Source organism: Janibacter sp. HTCC2649 (assembly GCF_000152705.1).
Taxonomy (GTDB): domain Bacteria; phylum Actinomycetota; class Actinomycetes; order Actinomycetales; family Dermatophilaceae; genus Knoellia.
In genome coordinates this window covers 3,947,850-3,964,070 of the sequence record NZ_CH672413.1, presented here as the reverse complement: position 1 = coordinate 3,964,070, position 16,221 = coordinate 3,947,850, and the positions used below count along the sequence as shown (strand labels likewise).

Sequence of the window (16,221 nt, the reverse complement as noted above, 5' to 3'; positions counted from 1 at the left end):
CAGCGTGTTCTCTTCTCTCGACGGGTTGTGCTGGGGTCAGCGCGCGGCTGAACCCTCGACGTAGTCGCTGTCCGTGTCGCTCTTGACCCATGACATGAGCTTGCGCAGCTCCTTGCCCGTGGCCTCGATCGGGTGCTGGGCACCCTTCTCGCGCAGCGCCTTGAACTCGGGCCCGCCGTTGTCCTGGTCCTCGATGAAGCGCTTGGCGAACGCGCCGTTCTTGATGTCGGCGAGGACGGCCTGCATGTTCTCCTTGACCGACGGGTCGATGACGCGCGGGCCAGAGACGTAGTCGCCGTACTCGGCCGTGTCGGAGACCGACCAGCGCTGCTTGGCGATGCCACCCTCGACCATGAGGTCGACGATGAGCTTGAGCTCGTGGAGGACCTCGAAATAGGCGATCTCGGGCTGGTAGCCAGCCTCGGTGAGCGTCTCGAAGCCGTACATCACGAGCTGCGACGCACCACCACACAGGACGGCCTGCTCACCGAAGAGGTCGGTCTCGCACTCCTCCGTGAAGGTCGTCTTGATCCCGCCAGCGCGCAGGCCACCGATGGCCTTGGCGTAGGACTTCGCGAGGTCCCAGGCCGTGCCGGACGCGTCCTGCTCGACGGCGAGGAGCACGGGGACACCGCGGCCATCGACGTACTCGCGACGCACGAGGTGACCGGGTCCCTTGGGCGCGACCATGATCACGTCGGAGCCGGGCTCGGGCTGGATGTAGTCGAAGCGGATGTTGAAGCCGTGACCGAAGAGCAGCGCGGCGCCGTCCTTCAGGTTGGGCTTGATCTCGTTGGCGTAGACCGTGCGCTGCACCTGGTCGGGCGTGAGGATGACGACGAGGTCGGCGTCCTTCACGGCGTCAGCGACACTCGACACGGGCAGGCCCTCGGCCTCGGCCTTGGCGCGGCTCTTGGAACCTTCGGCGAGACCGACGCGCACGTCGACTCCGCTGTCGCGCAGGCTCAGCGCGTGGGCGTGACCCTGGCTGCCGTAGCCGATGACAGCGACCTTGCGCCCCTGGATGATCGACAGGTCGGCATCGTCGTCGTAGAACATTTCAGCCATGATTTCGCGTTTCTCCTTGTGGGTATGCCGGGTGCTTGCGTTCTGGGGTATCGAAAGGCGGGGTCAGGCTCCGCGCAGGGCGCGGTCCGTGATGGAACGGGGGCCGCGCCCGATGGCGACGATGCCCGACTGGACGAGCTCGCGCACGCCGTAGGGCTCGAGGACGCCGAGCAGGGCGGTGAGCTTCTCGCCATGGCCGGTGGCCTCGATCGTCACGGACTCGGTGGCGACGTCGACAACCTTGGCCCGGAAGAGGTGGACGAGCTCGAGGACCTGGCTGCGCGTCGCCGCGTCGGCTCGAACCTTGATGAGCATCACCTGCCGCTGGACCGCGGAGTTGGCGTCGAGCTCGACGACCTTGAGGACCTCGACGAGCTTGTTGAGCTGCTTGGTCACCTGCTCGAGCGGGAGCTCGTCGACGTCGACGACGACGGTGATGCGTGAGATGTCGTTGTGCTCCGTCTCGCCCACGGCGAGTGAGTGGATGTTGAAGCCGCGTCGGGCGAACAGCCCGGCGATGCGGGCCAGGACGCCCGGCTTGTTCTCGACGAGCACCGACAGGGTGTGCTGCGACATCACTTGTCCTCACCTTCGGTCGGGGCGTCATCGTCGCCGCTGTGGTCAGCGTCGAGGGGCTGCGAGACAGCCTCCGACTCCTCGCGATCCCATTGCGGCGCCGTGTCCTTGGCCACCTGAATCATGTCGTTGCTCACGCCGGCGGCAACCATCGGCCACACCATGGCGTCGCGGTGGACGACGAAGTCGACGACAACGGGGCGGTCGTTGATCGCCATCGCCTGACGGATCGTCTCGTCGACGTCCTCAGGACGCTCGCAGCGCAGTCCGGCGCAGCCGTAGGCGTCGGCGAGCTTGACGAAGTCGGGGATCCGCTGGCCATCGGCCGAGGTGTGCAGGTCCGTGTTGGAGTAGCGCTTGTCGTAGAAGAGCGACTGCCACTGGCGCACCATGCCGAGGCTGCTGTTGTTGATGACAGCGACCTTGATCGGGATGTTGTTGATGACGCAGGTCGCAAGCTCCTGGTTCGTCATCTGGAAACAGCCGTCGCCATCGATGGCCCACACGGTGCGCTCGGGCTCGCCGACCTGGGCACCCATGGCGGCAGGCACGGCATACCCCATGGTTCCGAGACCACCGGAGTTGAGCCACGCACGAGGACGTTCGTACTGCACGAACTGGGCGGCCCACATCTGGTGCTGGCCGACACCGGCGACGTAGATGGACTCCGGTCCCGCGATCGCGCTGAGGCGCTCGATGACGTACTGCGGGGCGAGGGTGCCGGCCTCGGACTCGGCGTACCCGAGCGGGAAGTCGCGCTTCCAGCCCTGGGTCCGCTCGCGCCACGCCGCGTAGTCGCCGCCACGACCGGCATCGATGTCGGCGTCGACCGAGGCGATGAGGTCGACGAGGACGTCCTTGCACGAGCCGACGATGGGCACGTCGGCCTGACGGTTCTTGGAGATCTCGGCCGGGTCGATGTCGGCGTGGATGACCTTGGCCTCGGGGGCGAACGACGACAGCTGGCCGGTGACCCGGTCGTCGAAGCGGGCACCCAGGGTGATGAGCAGGTCCGACTTCTGCAGGGCGGTGACCGCGGCCACCGAGCCGTGCATGCCCGGCATCCCGAGGTGCAGCTCGTGGCTGTCAGGCAGGGCGCCGCGAGCCATGAGCGTCGTGACGACGGGGATCTTGGTGAGCTCGACGAACTGGCGCAGCTCCTCGCTGGCGTCGGCGCGGATGACACCGCCGCCGACGTAGAGGACGGGGCGCTGCGCCGCGGCGATGAGCTTGGACGCCTCACGGATCTGCTTGGCGTGCGGGCGCGTCACCGGGTGGTAGCCGGGCAGGTCGATCCGCGGCGGCCACGCGAACGTGGTCTTCGCCTGGAGGGCGTCCTTGCTGATGTCGACGAGCACGGGGCCGGGGCGACCGGTCAGGGCGATGTGGAAGGCCTCGGCGAGCACGCGCGGGATCTGGGACGCGTCCGTCACGAGGTAGTTGTGCTTCGTGATCGGCATCGTGATGCCGCGAATATCGGCTTCCTGGAACGCATCCGTGCCGATCGACGCACTCGCGACCTGACCGGTGATGGCCACGATCGGGACCGAGTCCATGTGGGCGTCGGCCAGGGCCGTGACGAGGTTCGTGGCTCCGGGGCCAGAGGTCGCCATGCAGACGCCGACCTTGCCGGTCGCGGCCGCGTAGCCCTCAGCGGCGTGGCCGGCACCCTGCTCGTGGCGCACGAGGATGTGGCGCACCTTGACCGAGTCGAGCAGCGGGTCGTAGGCCGGGAGGATCGCGCCTCCGGGGATACCGAAGACGGTGTCGACGTCGAGGGACTCGAGGGAGAGTACGAGGCTCTGGGCTCCGGTCACCTCGAGGGGCGCCTTGGCTCGGGCCTGTTCGGCGAGCCGCGCCGGGGTGGGCGCTGCCTGGGTCTCGCTCACGTCGTCACCATCTTTGAGTCGGAATCTTTGAGTCGGGGGTGTTGCTTCCGTGCTGGTCGTGCTGTTCTTGCTGTTGGTGCTGGTCGTGCTGTGCGTGACACAAAAAAACCCTCCCGTCCCACGTACTGGGGGACGATGGAGGGAGGCGCCTGGCCGGACCTGTCAGGAGGGGCCGGGCGCCGAGAGAAGTACGAGGAAGCGGGTCACAGGACGACTCTCCCGCTCGTCTCATGCTGTGTCAACGTGTGAGACGCCACATCCCACCATCCGGTCATTTGGGTGTCCCGGGCCTGCCGCCACGGGTGCCTGAGTTCCTAACCAGAGTCAAGCCACTTGGCGGCTCGTAGGCTTGGTGTTGGCGGGCCCGGATGTTGGAGCGCTTTGCGACTTCTGTGACTCCGGGCTCGCCGCCTGCTTGCGGCGGTCGCGCATCTGCTTGTGGCGGAGGTTGTCGCGGTGCCGCGCAGGGATCTGGTATCGCTCTTTGACGATGGCTCGGCCCTCGGCTTCGGTGATGGGGGTGCCGTCGACGTCGCGTAGGGCGTAGGGCTGGCCGGTGCGCATGCAGGTCGCGATGCGGGTGAGCAGTTGGGTGGCCAGGTGGCAGATCGCGGAGTCATGGTGGCGGTCGCCGACCATCAGTCGCTGGTATTTCGCGGCGATCTGCGGGTCGATCTTGCGGGCTTGGTCGGCGGCGGTGAACAACATTTCGCGCAGCAGGGGGTCGCCGGCTTTGGTGATTGAGGACTCGACCTTGCGGACCCCGGACTGGCTGACTTTGGGGACCAGCCCGGTGTAGGCGCGGATCGCGGCCAGCGAAGTGAACCGGTGCGGGTCGCCGATCCGGCCGGCGATGACGGCGCTGATCACCGGGCCCACTCCGGGGGCGGAGGCCACGATGCCCTGGGGGTCGGCTTCGGCGTAGAGGTTCGCGACCCGCTCGTCGATCTGCTTGATCTGACGGGTCAGGAACAAGGCTTGCTCGGCCTCGTGGCCGATGTCGTCGGCGAGCTCGGCAAAGTCCATCCCGGCAGGTCCCCACAGGGCGAGGGTGTCTTTGGCTGCCACGACCAGTCCTGCTGCGTGATCCTGACGCCACGCACCGCGCGAACGAGCGATCAGGAACCTGGCCAGCCGTGCCTGACCGAGCCGGATCACCGCGTTCGGGTCGGCATAGCGGGCCAGGAACTCGAGCGCAGCGATGCCATAGTTCGACCCGAGCACCTCGTACCAGGCAGGGCCCAGGAGCTCGACCAGAGCGTCGAGCCGGGAGTAGACCGCAGTGCGGCGCTTGACCATCGTCGAGCGCTGCTTGACCAGCCGCCGTAGCGCGTCGGCTGGTCCCTGGCCGGAATACTCACGCAAGCCTTCGGGGTGCAGCATCGGCAACCTGGCGAGCAGTTCAGAGTCGATCCGGTCGTTCTTGGTGTGCTTGGAGTAGTACTTCCGCAGGTCCGCCGACTGCGTCGTCGGGACCATCACCACCCGGGCTCCGCGACGCCGGAACCATTCCGCGACCACGATCCACGCATTGCGGGTGGGCTCAACAACGACCGTCAAATCGCCCGGGTCACAAAGGTCCAGATCGGCCCACAACCGATCAAGATCCGCGGGCCGGGTCCAGAACTTTCTGCCCCGCCACACGGTCGCGCCATCGCGTACGAGTGTCGCTTGATGCGCAGCCCTGCAGGCCACGTCGATACCCAATGTCAATACCATCGTCACCGCTCCTGTCAGTCGGATCCTGATCCATCAGGTGACTGACCCTCGCGGCCGCGGCCCAGACATTCTCTAAGCAGGAGTCCACGCCAACCGGCTGGCTCCAAGTTCCCGAACAGGGACACCGCATCGACCAGACACCGGCTCGCGGACGACCACTCAGCGCTCAGGGATCACCACGTGTCCCGGTCGGTGGTTCGGCCGCCCGCGAACCTACCCCAACGCTAAATGTCGGTGGTCGGGTCGATGATGGGCGGCATGTCCGAGGGGTTCGCGCTGTTCGCCACCGCGATCGGCACGTGCGCCGTGGCCTGGACCGAACGCGGCATCGCTCGGGTGCTGCTGCCCGGTGCGAGCGCCGAGGCGGTCCGCGACCAGATGTCTCGTGACCGACCGGCAGCCAGCGAACAGGAGCCGCCGCCCGCTGTGGCCGAGGCGATCACCCGGATGCGCGCCCTGATGGACGGCGCCCGGGACGACCTCGCAGACGTGGCCCTCGACTGGGGCGGCGTGTCCGACTTCCACCACCGGGTCTACGAGCTCGCCCGGGCGATCGAGCCGGGTTCGACCGTGACCTATGGCGAGGTCGCGCGCCTGCTGGGCGACCCCGGCGCGGCACAGGCCGTGGGTCAGGCGCTGGGCCGCAACCCGTTCCCGATCGTCGTGCCGTGCCACCGCGTTCTGGCGGCGGGCGGCAAGCCGGGCGGTTTCTCCGCACCGGGTGGCGCCCAGACGAAGCTGCGGATGCTCGTCATCGAGGGCGCGCGCGAGCCCGACCCGCCGACCCTGTTCGACGCCTGACCCACCTCGACCGCGGGGAGTGCTCCCCATGGGCAAAACCGCCGCGGGTCCCTACGTTTCAACTCGTCGGCTCCGCGCCGACGGTGCCTCCGGAGGGGGCGGCACCTCAAGGGCGGGAGCCCGTGACAGGAGGGAACTGGAACATGAGAATTCGACAGCTTGTCGTGAGCGCAGCCGCAGTGGTGGGCCTGCTCGCAGTGTCGGCAGGGTCCGCGAGCGCATCGACCATCGCGAGCCCGTTGGGCGCCGCTGACCCGGGTTTCACCCGGATCGGCGCGAACTACTACCTCGCGGCGACAGGCAGCAGCCAGACGGGGACCATGCCGGTCTTTCGTCGTGCCGCGCCCACCGGCGCCTACACGAAGATCGGCAACATCAACGCGGCTCGCGCCGGCTACTCGAAGTTCTGGGCCCCGCACATCGTCAAGCGCGGCAGCTACTTCTTCGCGTTCTTCAGCGCCAGCCACAACGGGGCGGCTCCCTGCGTCTACTACGCCTCCTCGAAGACCGTCGTGGGTGGCTACTCCGGCCCGAGGCTCCTCACCTGTGGTGGTGGCGGTGGCCGCGAGGCGATTGACGCGACGACCTACGTCACGAGCGAGAACAACACCTATCTCACGTGGCGCAGTGGTGTGCACCGCCTCGGCTTCCCCCGCGGCGACTACGACATCATCGCGCGCATGCTGACCTTCAACGGAACCACCGGCACGGTCGGCTTCACGAGCGGCCAGGCCGCCGACAACCTCCTGCACCGGACCTCCGACTACGTCTACGAGGCTCCGAGCCTCGTACGTCACGGCGGCAAGGTGTGGCTGTTCGTCTCGCGCAACCGCTACGACACCAACGCCTACTACACGGCCGTCTACTCGGCCGACACGATCCACGGCACCTTCACGTTCCGCAAGAACCTCATGAAGACCGGGCAGGGATACGGCTACGGCCCCGGTGGTGCCGAGGTCGAGACGGCAGCGGACGGGTCCACCTGGATCGCGTACCACGTCTGGCAGAACAGCAAGCCGACCCCGACCACGGCCGGCAAGCGCATCCTCAAGACGGCCAAGCTCGACTGGGTGAACGGTCTCCCCGTCGTTCGCTGACGCTTGAACAAGGAGTGAGCACGCGGCATACCGAGAAATTTTCGGTATGCCGCGTGCTCACGTGTGCGGGCTGCGCCCGTTGCGCTGGAGGTCAGTCGCAGACGGCGCCCTTGCTGGCCGAGCCGACGAGCTTGCGGTACTTCGCGAGCACGCCGCGGGTGTACTTGGGCTCGGGATGGGTGACGCCCTCGGTGCGGCGGCGCTCGAGCTCGGCGTCGTCGACGAGGAGGTCAAGAGTGCCGTTCGCGACGTCGAGGCGGATGCCGTCTCCGTCACGGACGAAGGCGATGGGGCCCTCGTCGACGGCCTCGGGGGCCACGTGTCCGACGCAGAGGCCGGTCGTGCCACCGGAGAAGCGACCGTCGGTGAGGAGGAGGACGTCCTTGCCGAGACCCGCGCCCTTGATGGCGCCGGTGACGGCGAGCATCTCGCGCATTCCCGGGCCACCCTTGGGCCCTTCGTAGCGGATGACGACGACGTCCTGGGGCTTGAGGGCACCCTGCTCGACGGCATCCATCGCGGCACGCTCGCCGTTGAAGACGCGGGCGCTGCCCTCGAAGACCTCGGTGTCGAATCCGGCCGACTTCACGACCGCACCTTCGGGCGCGAGGGAGCCGGTGAGGATGGTGAGGCCCCCGGTCTTGTGGATCGGGTTGCTGAACTCGCGGATCACGCGACCGTCGATGTGCGGCGGCTTGATCTCGTCGAGGTTCTCGGCGACGGTCTTGCCGGTCACGGTGAGTGCGTCGCCATCGAGGAGGTCGGCCTCGAGCAGCGACTTCATGACGACGGGGATGCCACCGATGTGGTCGATGTCCTTCATGACGAAGGCGCCGAACGGCTTGACGTCGGCGAGGTGCGGGACCTTTTTGCCGATGCGCTGGAAGTCGCCGATGGTGAGGTCGACCTCGGCCTCGTGGGCCATGGCGAGCAGGTGGAGGACGGCGTTGGTCGAGCCACCGAAGGCCATGACGACGGCGATGGCGTTCTCGAACGCGGGCTTGGTCATGATCTGGCGGGCGGTGATGCCGCGACGCAGGAGCTCGACGACGGCCTCACCGGAGCGGCGGGCGTGCACGTCGCGGCGTCGGTCGGTGGCTGGCGGGGCGGCCGAACCCGGGATGGACATGCCGATCGACTCGGCGACCGCAGCCATGGTGTTGGCCGTGTAGAAACCGCCACAGGCGCCCTCCCCCGGACAGATCGCGCGCTCGATGGCGTCGACGTCGGCCAGCGACATCTTGCCCGCGTTGGCTGCACCGACGGCCTCGAAGGCGTCGATGATCGTGACCTCCTTCTCGGTGCCGTCCGAGAGCTTCGCGATCCCGGGAAGGATCGACCCGGCATACAGGAAGACCGAGGCGAGGTCGAGGCGCGCCGCAGCCATGAGCATGCCCGGGAGGGACTTGTCGCAGCCGGCGAGCAGGACCGAGCCGTCGAGGCGCTCGGCACTCATGACGGTCTCGACGGAGTCGGCGATGATCTCGCGCGACACGAGCGAGAAGTGCATGCCCTCGTGGCCCATCGAGATGCCGTCGGACACCGAGATCGTGCCGAACTCGAGCGGGTAGCCACCGGCAGCGTGGACGCCGTCCTTGACTGCCTTGGACAGGCGGTCGAGAGAGAGGTTGCAGGGGGTGATCTCGTTCCAGGAGCTCGCGACACCGATCTGTGGCTTGACCCAGTCGTCGTCGCCCATGCCTACGGCACGGAGCATTCCTCGGGCCGCGGTCTTCTCGAGACCGTCGGTGACGTCGCGGCTACGGGGCTTGATGTCGATGTCGGGCTTGCTCATGGGGCAACTCTAGGACCCGTGTCCACGAGGTGGGATGCCGATCTCACTCAGCGACTCTTTCGCCCGGGACGTGACCTCAGACCAGCCGCCGCGGCCACCAGAAGCGATCACCGAGCACGAGAGCGATCGCCGGGACGAGGACGGTGCGCACGACGAGCGTGTCGAGCAGGACGCCCACGCAGATGACCACGCCGAGCTGCGCGAGCACGACGAGAGGAAGCACCCCGAGCACCGCGAACACCGCCGCGAGCAGGATTCCGGCGCTCGTGATGACACCTCCGGTGGCGGAGAGCGCACGAAGCATCCCCTCACGCACGCCATGGCCGCGCGCCTCCTCCGCCGTGCGGGTGACGAGGAAGATGTTGTAGTCGACGCCCAGCGCCACGAGGAAGACGAAGGCGAGCAACGGGACGCCCTCATCGAGCCGATCGAAACCCAGGACCTGGGTGAACAGCACCCAGGAGATCCCGAGACTCGACACGTAGGTCGCGACGACAGTCAGCACGAGGACCACGGGCGCGACGACCGATCGCAGGAGCAGCCCCAGGGCCACGAGCACGAGCCCGAGGATGAGCGGGAAGATGAGCAGGCGGTCACGGTTCGACGCTTCCGAGGCGTCGAGGGCCTCGGCCTCGGTGCCACCGACATGGGTGTCGGGGAGGGCGGCGATGGCCGCGCGGATGGACGTGACGGCCTCCTGCGCCCCGTCGGTACCCGGCGGCGACTCGAGGACGGCCTGGATCTCGCTCACGCCGCCGGCGCTGGCCATCGTGCGAACCGACGAGACACCGTCGACGGCGGAGACGGTGGACGACAGCGCGTCGGCGCCCGTTCCGCGCGAGACGATGACGACCGGATCTGCCGAGCCCGCCGGGAACGACTCCGAGAGGCGCTCACCCGCAGCGATCGCCTCGGGCTTCTGGAGGAACTGGTCGGCGCTGTCCAGGCCGGTCCGGATCTGGGTCATCCCCGCGCCACCGAGGGCCAGCAACGCGACCGTCACCATCGCGAACAGGGCCGGGCGACGAGCAACCGCATCTCCGACGCGGCGCCAGAAGGACCGGGAGTCGGCCAGGCTCGCCTGACCCTCGCGGGGCACCTTGGGCCAGAAGATCCAACGCCCGAAGACGACGAGCGTCGCGGGCAGCACGATCAGCACGAACGACGCGGCCACGACGACACCCACGGCGCAGGCCAGGCCCAGACCGCGTGTGGTCGGGAAGGCTGACAGGAGCAGGGTCAGGAGTCCGATGACGACCGTCGAGGCGCTCGAGAGCACGGCCTCGGCGGTGCGTGTCAGGGCCTTGGCCATGGCGTCGCGACGGTCGGCGTGGACCCGCAGCTCGTCCCTGTAGCGGGAGATGAGGAGCAACGCGTAGTCGGTCCCGGCTCCGAAGACGAGGACGGAGAGGATGCCGATGGTCGACTCGTCCCACTGGACGTCGAACGCCGCGAGCGTGTGCGTGGCGAGAACGGCAGCGAGCTGGTCGGCGGCTGCGACCACGGTCAGGGGGACCAGCCAGAGAACGGGGCTGCGGTAGGTGATGATCAGGAGGAGGGCGACGACTCCGGCCGTGGCCCCGAGCAGGCGAAAGTTCGCACCGTCGAAGACGGCGGCCAGATCAGCCTGGATGGCCGCGGGCCCGGTGACCTGGGCGACCAAGCCTTCCGGTAGGTCGGCCTTGGCGGCCGCGCGCAGCTCGGCGACAACCTCTGCGGTGGCCGTGGCGTCGTTGGCAGTGACCGGGACGAACACCGTTGCGGCGGTGCGGTCCTCCGCGATGACTGGTGGCGCTCCAGTCACCCCCGGCATGGTGCGCGCCCTCTCCTGGACGAGCGCGAGAGCAGCGGAGCTGAGGGGCCCGTCGCTGCTGAAGAGCACGACGGCTGCCGAGCCCTGGGCCTCGGGCAACTCGGCGCTGAGCTCCGCAGCGGCCCGGCTGTCCGAACCCAGCGGCAGGGAGGCCGTGGCCGTTGACCCCCGCTCGGCCTGACCCACCGCACCGATGACCGCACCTGCGCCGACGAGGGCAAAGAGCGCCAGCAGACCGGCGACCCACCTGCGGGTGATGAGGCGGGCGAGACCAGCCATGGGGTCATTCTCCTTGCTAGTGTTGATTACTGAGTGATTCACCAAGTTACTAAGTAGGTGAGCGATATTACGGAACGTCAGCAGCCCGGCGCAAGCCGTGACGCCCCATCAGGCGACGCGACCACGACCGTGAACTCAGTCGTCCCCGCCTTTGAGCCCTCGACGTCCCTCAATGCCCTCCAAGAGCTCGTCGACCTCGCGGCACAGGTGCCCCACGACGTGGCCCGCAGGGCAGGCCTCTCGGTGTCCGAGCTGCACTCCCTGCGTCACCTGATGGCCTCGCCGATGGGTCCGGTCGAGTTGGCCAAGGCGCTCAACGTCACCTCCGCCGCCTCCTCGGGAGTGGTGGATCGACTGGTCGCGCGCGGACATGCGGAGCGACATCCCCACGCCGACGACAAGCGGCGCACGGAGGTGGTGGTCACCGAGTCCGGACGGCGCGAGGTCTTCACCCTGCTGGCCCCGATGTTTGCCCAGCTCGCCGAGATCGACGCGTCGCTCGACGATGACGAACGGCTCGTGGTCGAGCGCTACCTGCGTGGGGCCATCGCCGCGATGCGCAGCGTCATCTGAACCGAGCGGCGCTCACGTGGCAATGCGGTCCTTGGCTCGGGCGACATGGAACCGGTCGAGGTGTGCGACGCCAGCGGCGAGGTCGCTCCAGTGACCCGAGAAGCGCAGCACCGCCACGCCTGCCGTCGGGAACCCTTGGCTCATGAGTTCGTGGGCCCGGTCGCTCCCCTCACCTTCCGCGAGAAGAGAAGCCAGAACGGGTATGCCGGGTGCGTGGCCGACCATCATGACGACGTTCGCGTCGGCGTCGGCCTCGTGGACCACCTCGAGTAGTCGATCGGCCGAAGCGTTGTAGATCCGGTGATCGTGGTGGATGTCTGCCTCCGAGCACCCGGCGCTCCAGATCCCCTCGCACGTCTGCTGGGTCCGGGTTGCTGTGGAGCAGAGGACCTCGTCGACGCCGATGCCCTGCTCGTGGAGCCACCGTCCGGCCTCGACCGCATCGCGGTGTCCGCGAGGTGTCAGCTCGCGTTCATGGTCCGCGTCGTAGCCACTCTGCACAGCCTTGGCATGGCGCACGAGCACGAGCGTCCGGTCCTCAGCTGCAACGGTCATGCTCCGATCTTGCCCCTCTGCGGCGGGGTTGTCAGGTCTTGACAATCGGCCGCACGAGGTGGACCGGCGGGTCGCCCGCCGCGACCCGGGTCAGCTGCTCGCGCAACAGCTCCGCCATGCGCGGCAGGAGGGCCGTCGTGTTGCCTCCCGCATGCGGCGTGATGAGGACGTTGGTGGCAGTCCACAACGGGTGACCGTCGGGCAGGGGCTCGGGATCCGTGACGTCGAGCGCGATGCGCAGCCGTCCGGCGTGGCGCACCAGGGCGTCGGTGTCGGCAACCGGACCCCTCGCGACGTTGACGAGCAGGGCACCGTCCGGCATCGCCCCGAGGAAGTCCTCGTCGACGAGCCGATGGGTCGAGTCGTTGAGCGGGACGATGACGACCACGACGTCGTGCTGGGGCAGGAGGGCGGGCAACTCGTCGATCCCATGGACCGTGTCGACGAGCTCGTCGCCAGCGCGAGCTCGTGAGGCCACGGCGGTGATCATGACGTCAAAAGCGTTGAAACGGCGGGCGATTGCCGTGCCGACCGAGCCGTAGCCAACGATGAGCACCCGCCGGTCGGCGAGTGAGGTGCGTTGGCCGAGCGGGACCCAGCGTGCTTGGTCGCCCGAGCGCACGGCTTCGGGGATGCCACGCAGTGACGCGATGGTGAGTCCGATGGCCAGCTCGGCGGTCGGTGCGTCGTAGACCCCCGCTGCGTTGGCCACGGCGACCCGCTCGGGGACCGCCTCGAAGACACCGTCGAACCCGGCCGACTGGAGCTGCACCAGACGGCAGTGGGGCAGGTCGGCCACCGCACCAAGGGCCTTGGCCGCACCGAGATACGGCGCGACAACGACCTCGATGCGGTCGTCCGTCGCGGGACCGTTGCGCGGATCCCACATGACTGCCTCGACCCCCGGGATCTCGCCGACGGCGTCACGCAGGAGCGGGTCAGGGAAGGAGACGACAACCATCCACCCAGCCTAGGAGGACACAATGAGGCATGGCTGACCAGTCCATCCCCGCACGGCTTGCCGCCGCCACTGCCGTCGTCCTGCTCGCCGCCGGCTGCAGTGGCGAGGACAGCGCCACGCCGTCCACGCCAACTCCTTCCGTGACGGGCACCATCGCTCCCCCCACGACATCGACGTCGACACCGTCCCCCTCGAGCAGCGGCGCCATCCCCGCCGGATCGCCGTCGAATGTCACCACCGGGCTGGACGTGCCGTGGGCCGTCGCCTTCCTGCCCGACGGCGACGCACTCGTGACCCTGCGGGACAAGGGCGAGGTCCTGCGCGTCACGCCGACCGGGCAGACGTCCAGCCTCGGGACCATCGACGGCGTGAACGCCGACGGAGAGGGCGGCCTGCTCGGGGTCGCGGTCTCCCCCACCTTCGCGACCGACCAGACGGTCCACTTCTACTTCACCTCCGCGAACGACAACCGCATCGTGCGCACCACCCTCGGGGCAGACGGGTTCGGTTCCACGACAACGGTGCTCACCGGCATACCCAAGGCTGGGAACCACAACGGAGGCCGCATCAAGTGGGGGCCCGACGGATTCCTCTACGTCGGGACGGGAGACGCCGCGCAGTCCAACCGCGCTCAGGAACGCGACAACCTCGGCGGCAAGATCCTGCGGATCACGGGTGACGGCAAGCCCGCCTCCGGCAACCCGTTCGGCAACAGCCCCGTGTGGAGCATGGGTCACCGCAACGTCCAAGGCCTGGCGTGGGGCAAGGACGGGACGATGTTTGCCAGTGAGTTCGGGCAGAACACGTGGGACGAGCTCAACGTCATCGTGGCCGGGAAGAACTACGGGTGGCCCGAGGTCGAGGGCATCCAGGACGGCGATGGTGCGTTCGTGGCCCCGATCGCACAGTGGGCCACGTCGGAGTCCTCGCCGAGCGGCATCACGGTCGGAGCCGACGGCGCGGTCTATATGGCCGCCCTGCGCGGAGAGTCCCTGTGGAAGATCCAGGTGTCCGGCGCGAGGCGTCAGGGTGAACCGATTCGGTTGCTGGAGAACAGGTATGGCCGTATCCGCGACGCCGTCAGCGCCCCGGACGGAACGCTCTGGGTGCTGAGCAACAACACCTTCCGGGGCCAGCCGCGAGCCGGCGACGACCGCATCATCCGGGTCCCGATCGGCTGATGCGCCGACCCGTCTGCAGCAAAACCCCCTGCGGGCGCACACGGTGAGTACGTTGAGGCCAGAGGTGGGCGCCGAAGCCCACCAGACCGATGAGAGGTGGCACCACGATGGCCGCAGTTGACGACATCCTCCAGAACCTGCCGATCGACCAGCTGGCTCAGCAGGTCGGCGCCGACCCCCAGGAAGTCCAGCAGGCCGCTCAGGCCGCCCTTCCCGCGCTCCTCGGCGGGCTGCAGGCCAACGCGCAAGGAGGAGGCGCCGGCTCGCTCCTCGAGGCCCTCGGCCAGCACACCGACGACGTCGACCCCAGCCAGGTCGACCCGGCCGACGGCCAGCAGATCGCATCGCACATCTTCGGATCCAACGAAGAGCAGGTCTACTCCGCCCTTGGTGGCACGGGTGCGAGCAGCGGTCTCATCAAGAAGCTCATCCCGATCCTCGCCCCGATCGTCCTGTCCTACCTCGCCAACAAGGTCCTCAAGGGTGGCGGCGGTGGCGGCATGGCGACGCAGCAGACGGCCCCGACCGACTCGAGCGCGCAGGGCGGCCCGGGCTCACTCGAGTCGATGCTGCAGGACGTCCTCGGTGGAGCTCTCGGTGGGGGCACCGCCCAGCAGACCCCGGCACCGCAGACCCAGTCGACCGGTGGAGGCATCCTCGGCGGGATCCTCGGCGGACTCCTCGGCGGGGGCCGCCGCTGACGGCGCCATCGACCGCGATCACCGAACACGCCGCCCCGGCTCGACCGGGGCGGCGTGTTCTGTGTTGTCGGACCTGCGTCAGCGGATGTGGGCCGAGGCGGCCAGGATGCCGTGTGCGTCGTTGATCGGGGTCACCGCCAGGTTTCCTCCGGAGCCCAACGGGGTGCGGTTCGACGAGAAGAACACGTAGTCGATCTTGCGCTGACCCTTCCCGTCCTTGTCGAAGATCGTGGGGTCTCCCGTGCGCGCGCCGCTGCCCGTCATGAGCTGGTGGGCCTCGACGAAGCGACCGGTTCCCCCTGGCTGGTACATGCTCTTCATGGGACTGCGCGACGGCGTCATGTTGAAGTCGCCACCCACGATGACGGCGTGGCCCTTCTCCTGGATCCACGGCGTGGTGATCCGCTTGATGGCGGCCGTCTGGCGGGTTCGGTCCGCGAGATCCTTGTCGTGGTAGACCTGCAGGTGCGTCGCGCAGCCGTGCACCTTGCGCCCTGAGTGGGTGAAGGTCACGCAGGCCATGCCGAACCTTTGACCATCGCTCTTGTCGAGCAGCTTGTCCTGCGTGGTTGACGCGCCGGAGCCCGTGTAGACCGCCGCCGGGCCCTTCCACGTCGAGCCGTCGGCCGAAGCCGGACACACGTTGAGGGCGTTGTCCGTCGTGGTGCGCTTCTGTCGGTGGAAGGAGAACTTCCAGCCGGGGTGTGCGACCCTCGCGTCCTCGACCCACTTCTGGCAGACCTCTTCGGCGAGGAGGAGGTCGTTCGAGTCGCCCTTGCCGAGCACGCGGGTCCACCGGGCCTCGATCTGGTCGGTGTTGTGCTGGACAACCTTGATCGTGTTGCCCGCGGCAGCGGCCGTGCCGTCAAGGGGCGCTGCGGTCGCCTGCATCGCTGCCGGAAGGCCGGCGGCGACCACCCCGAGTGCCACGACTGCGGTGAGTCCTCCTCGGCCTCTCCTGCGGGTCGACTGCTTCCTGTGCTTGGACATGGTGGATCCCCTCCGTTGGTGAGCGTGGGGCACCTGCCCCACCCACTCATCCTTGACACCGAAGGGGGCGTGCGGCCATGGGGAGCACTCCCCTACCCTTCCCCGAAACCGTCACAAGAACCACCCTGAAAGGCAGTCGAGAGGAGAGAACGCGCCGCGTGGGCCCGGGCCCATACGGCGCGTTCTCTCCTCTCGACTGCTTGTGTGAGGGCGGGTTCCCCTC

At 68.3% G+C, this 16,221-nt stretch carries 14 protein-coding genes; 5 read left to right on the top strand and 9 right to left on the bottom strand.

Annotated elements, in window-relative coordinates; translation table 11 throughout:
- Positions 1-36: 36 nt before the first annotated feature.
- The 4 genes from ilvC to JNB_RS18860 form a co-directional block, all read right to left on the bottom strand.
- Positions 37-1,119: a ketol-acid reductoisomerase gene (gene ilvC / locus JNB_RS18875; RefSeq protein WP_256364587.1), complete on the bottom strand. Its 1,083-nt coding sequence runs from the start codon at positions 1,117-1,119 to the stop codon at positions 37-39.
- Between the two features lie 12 nt (positions 1,120-1,131).
- Positions 1,132-1,644, bottom strand: a complete 513-nt coding sequence (gene ilvN / locus JNB_RS18870) for an acetolactate synthase small subunit (RefSeq protein WP_009778132.1) — start codon at positions 1,642-1,644, stop codon at positions 1,132-1,134.
- Positions 1,644-3,533, bottom strand: coding sequence for an acetolactate synthase large subunit (locus tag JNB_RS18865; RefSeq protein ID WP_009778131.1), 1,890 nt, complete (start codon positions 3,531-3,533; stop codon positions 1,644-1,646). The genes ilvN and JNB_RS18865 overlap by 1 nt, the downstream gene beginning before the upstream one ends.
- Before the next feature lie 324 nt (positions 3,534-3,857).
- Positions 3,858-5,252 (bottom strand): IS110 family transposase, encoded by a 1,395-nt coding sequence (locus JNB_RS18860; protein ID WP_083784584.1) that lies wholly within the window; start codon positions 5,250-5,252, stop codon positions 3,858-3,860.
- A gap of 258 nt (positions 5,253-5,510) precedes the next feature.
- Between JNB_RS18860 and JNB_RS18855 the strand changes: the two genes are divergently transcribed.
- The gene (locus JNB_RS18855; RefSeq protein WP_040885250.1) at positions 5,511-6,053 is read left to right on the top strand and encodes a methylated-DNA--[protein]-cysteine S-methyltransferase; all 543 of its coding nucleotides are present in this window, start codon (positions 5,511-5,513) and stop codon (positions 6,051-6,053) included.
- Between the two features lie 143 nt (positions 6,054-6,196).
- Positions 6,197-7,150 carry a family 43 glycosylhydrolase gene (locus JNB_RS18850; protein ID WP_083784535.1) on the top strand — a complete coding sequence of 318 codons (954 nt, stop codon included), beginning with the start codon at positions 6,197-6,199 and terminating at the stop codon, positions 7,148-7,150.
- 91 nt (positions 7,151-7,241) lie between these two features.
- Here the strand turns inward: JNB_RS18850 and ilvD are convergent, their stop codons facing one another.
- Positions 7,242-8,945 (bottom strand): dihydroxy-acid dehydratase, encoded by a 1,704-nt coding sequence (ilvD, locus tag JNB_RS18845; RefSeq protein ID WP_009778128.1) that lies wholly within the window; start codon positions 8,943-8,945, stop codon positions 7,242-7,244.
- A 76-nt stretch (positions 8,946-9,021) separates the two neighbouring features.
- Complete coding sequence (locus JNB_RS18840) at positions 9,022-11,037, bottom strand: MMPL family transporter (protein WP_009778127.1); 2,016 nt, start codon at positions 11,035-11,037, stop codon at positions 9,022-9,024.
- Positions 11,038-11,166: 129 nt separating this feature from the next.
- On the opposite strand from JNB_RS18840, the gene JNB_RS18835 reads away from it, so the two are divergent.
- The gene (locus JNB_RS18835; protein WP_009778126.1) at positions 11,167-11,610 is read left to right on the top strand and encodes a MarR family winged helix-turn-helix transcriptional regulator; all 444 of its coding nucleotides are present in this window, start codon (positions 11,167-11,169) and stop codon (positions 11,608-11,610) included.
- A 12-nt stretch (positions 11,611-11,622) separates the two neighbouring features.
- Here JNB_RS18835 and JNB_RS18830 read toward each other — a convergent pair whose 3' ends face one another.
- Positions 11,623-12,165 (bottom strand): histidine phosphatase family protein, encoded by a 543-nt coding sequence (locus tag JNB_RS18830; protein ID WP_009778125.1) that lies wholly within the window; start codon positions 12,163-12,165, stop codon positions 11,623-11,625.
- Between the two features lie 31 nt (positions 12,166-12,196).
- Entirely contained in the window at positions 12,197-13,126 is a 930-nt protein-coding gene (locus JNB_RS18825; RefSeq protein WP_009778124.1) for a 2-hydroxyacid dehydrogenase, read from the bottom strand.
- Positions 13,127-13,155: 29 nt separating this feature from the next.
- On the opposite strand from JNB_RS18825, the gene JNB_RS18820 reads away from it, so the two are divergent.
- Both JNB_RS18820 and JNB_RS18815 read left to right on the top strand, forming a co-directional pair.
- A complete protein-coding gene (locus JNB_RS18820; RefSeq protein ID WP_009778123.1) occupies positions 13,156-14,307 on the top strand; it encodes a sorbosone dehydrogenase family protein in 1,152 nt (383 codons plus the stop codon).
- Positions 14,308-14,414: 107 nt separating this feature from the next.
- On the top strand, positions 14,415-15,008 hold the full coding sequence (locus JNB_RS18815) for a DUF937 domain-containing protein (protein ID WP_009778122.1): 594 nt from the start codon (positions 14,415-14,417) through the stop codon (positions 15,006-15,008).
- 78 nt (positions 15,009-15,086) lie between these two features.
- Here the strand turns inward: JNB_RS18815 and JNB_RS20750 are convergent, their stop codons facing one another.
- Positions 15,087-15,998 (bottom strand): endonuclease/exonuclease/phosphatase family protein, encoded by a 912-nt coding sequence (locus JNB_RS20750; protein WP_148232518.1) that lies wholly within the window; start codon positions 15,996-15,998, stop codon positions 15,087-15,089.
- Between the last annotated feature and the right edge of the window lie 223 nt (positions 15,999-16,221).

Bases quoted from the DNA above. Each gene is read 5' to 3' on its own strand.
- JNB_RS18850 (WP_083784535.1), top strand. From the start codon at position 6,197: ATGAGAATTCGACAGCTTGTCGTGAGCGCAGCCGCAGTGGTGGGCCTG.
- JNB_RS18855 (WP_040885250.1), top strand. From the start codon at position 5,511: ATGTCCGAGGGGTTCGCGCTGTTCGCCACCGCGATCGGCACGTGCGCC.
- JNB_RS18830 (WP_009778125.1), bottom strand. From the start codon at position 12,165: ATGACCGTTGCAGCTGAGGACCGGACGCTCGTGCTCGTGCGCCATGCC.
- JNB_RS18825 (WP_009778124.1), bottom strand. From the start codon at position 13,126: ATGGTTGTCGTCTCCTTCCCTGACCCGCTCCTGCGTGACGCCGTCGGC.
- JNB_RS18820 (WP_009778123.1), top strand. From the start codon at position 13,156: ATGGCTGACCAGTCCATCCCCGCACGGCTTGCCGCCGCCACTGCCGTC.
- JNB_RS18860 (WP_083784584.1), bottom strand. From the start codon at position 5,252: ATGGTATTGACATTGGGTATCGACGTGGCCTGCAGGGCTGCGCATCAA.
- JNB_RS20750 (WP_148232518.1), bottom strand. From the start codon at position 15,998: ATGTCCAAGCACAGGAAGCAGTCGACCCGCAGGAGAGGCCGAGGAGGA.
- JNB_RS18840 (WP_009778127.1), bottom strand. From the start codon at position 11,037: ATGGCTGGTCTCGCCCGCCTCATCACCCGCAGGTGGGTCGCCGGTCTG.
- JNB_RS18815 (WP_009778122.1), top strand. From the start codon at position 14,415: ATGGCCGCAGTTGACGACATCCTCCAGAACCTGCCGATCGACCAGCTG.
- ilvD (WP_009778128.1), bottom strand. From the start codon at position 8,945: ATGAGCAAGCCCGACATCGACATCAAGCCCCGTAGCCGCGACGTCACC.
- ilvN (WP_009778132.1), bottom strand. From the start codon at position 1,644: ATGTCGCAGCACACCCTGTCGGTGCTCGTCGAGAACAAGCCGGGCGTC.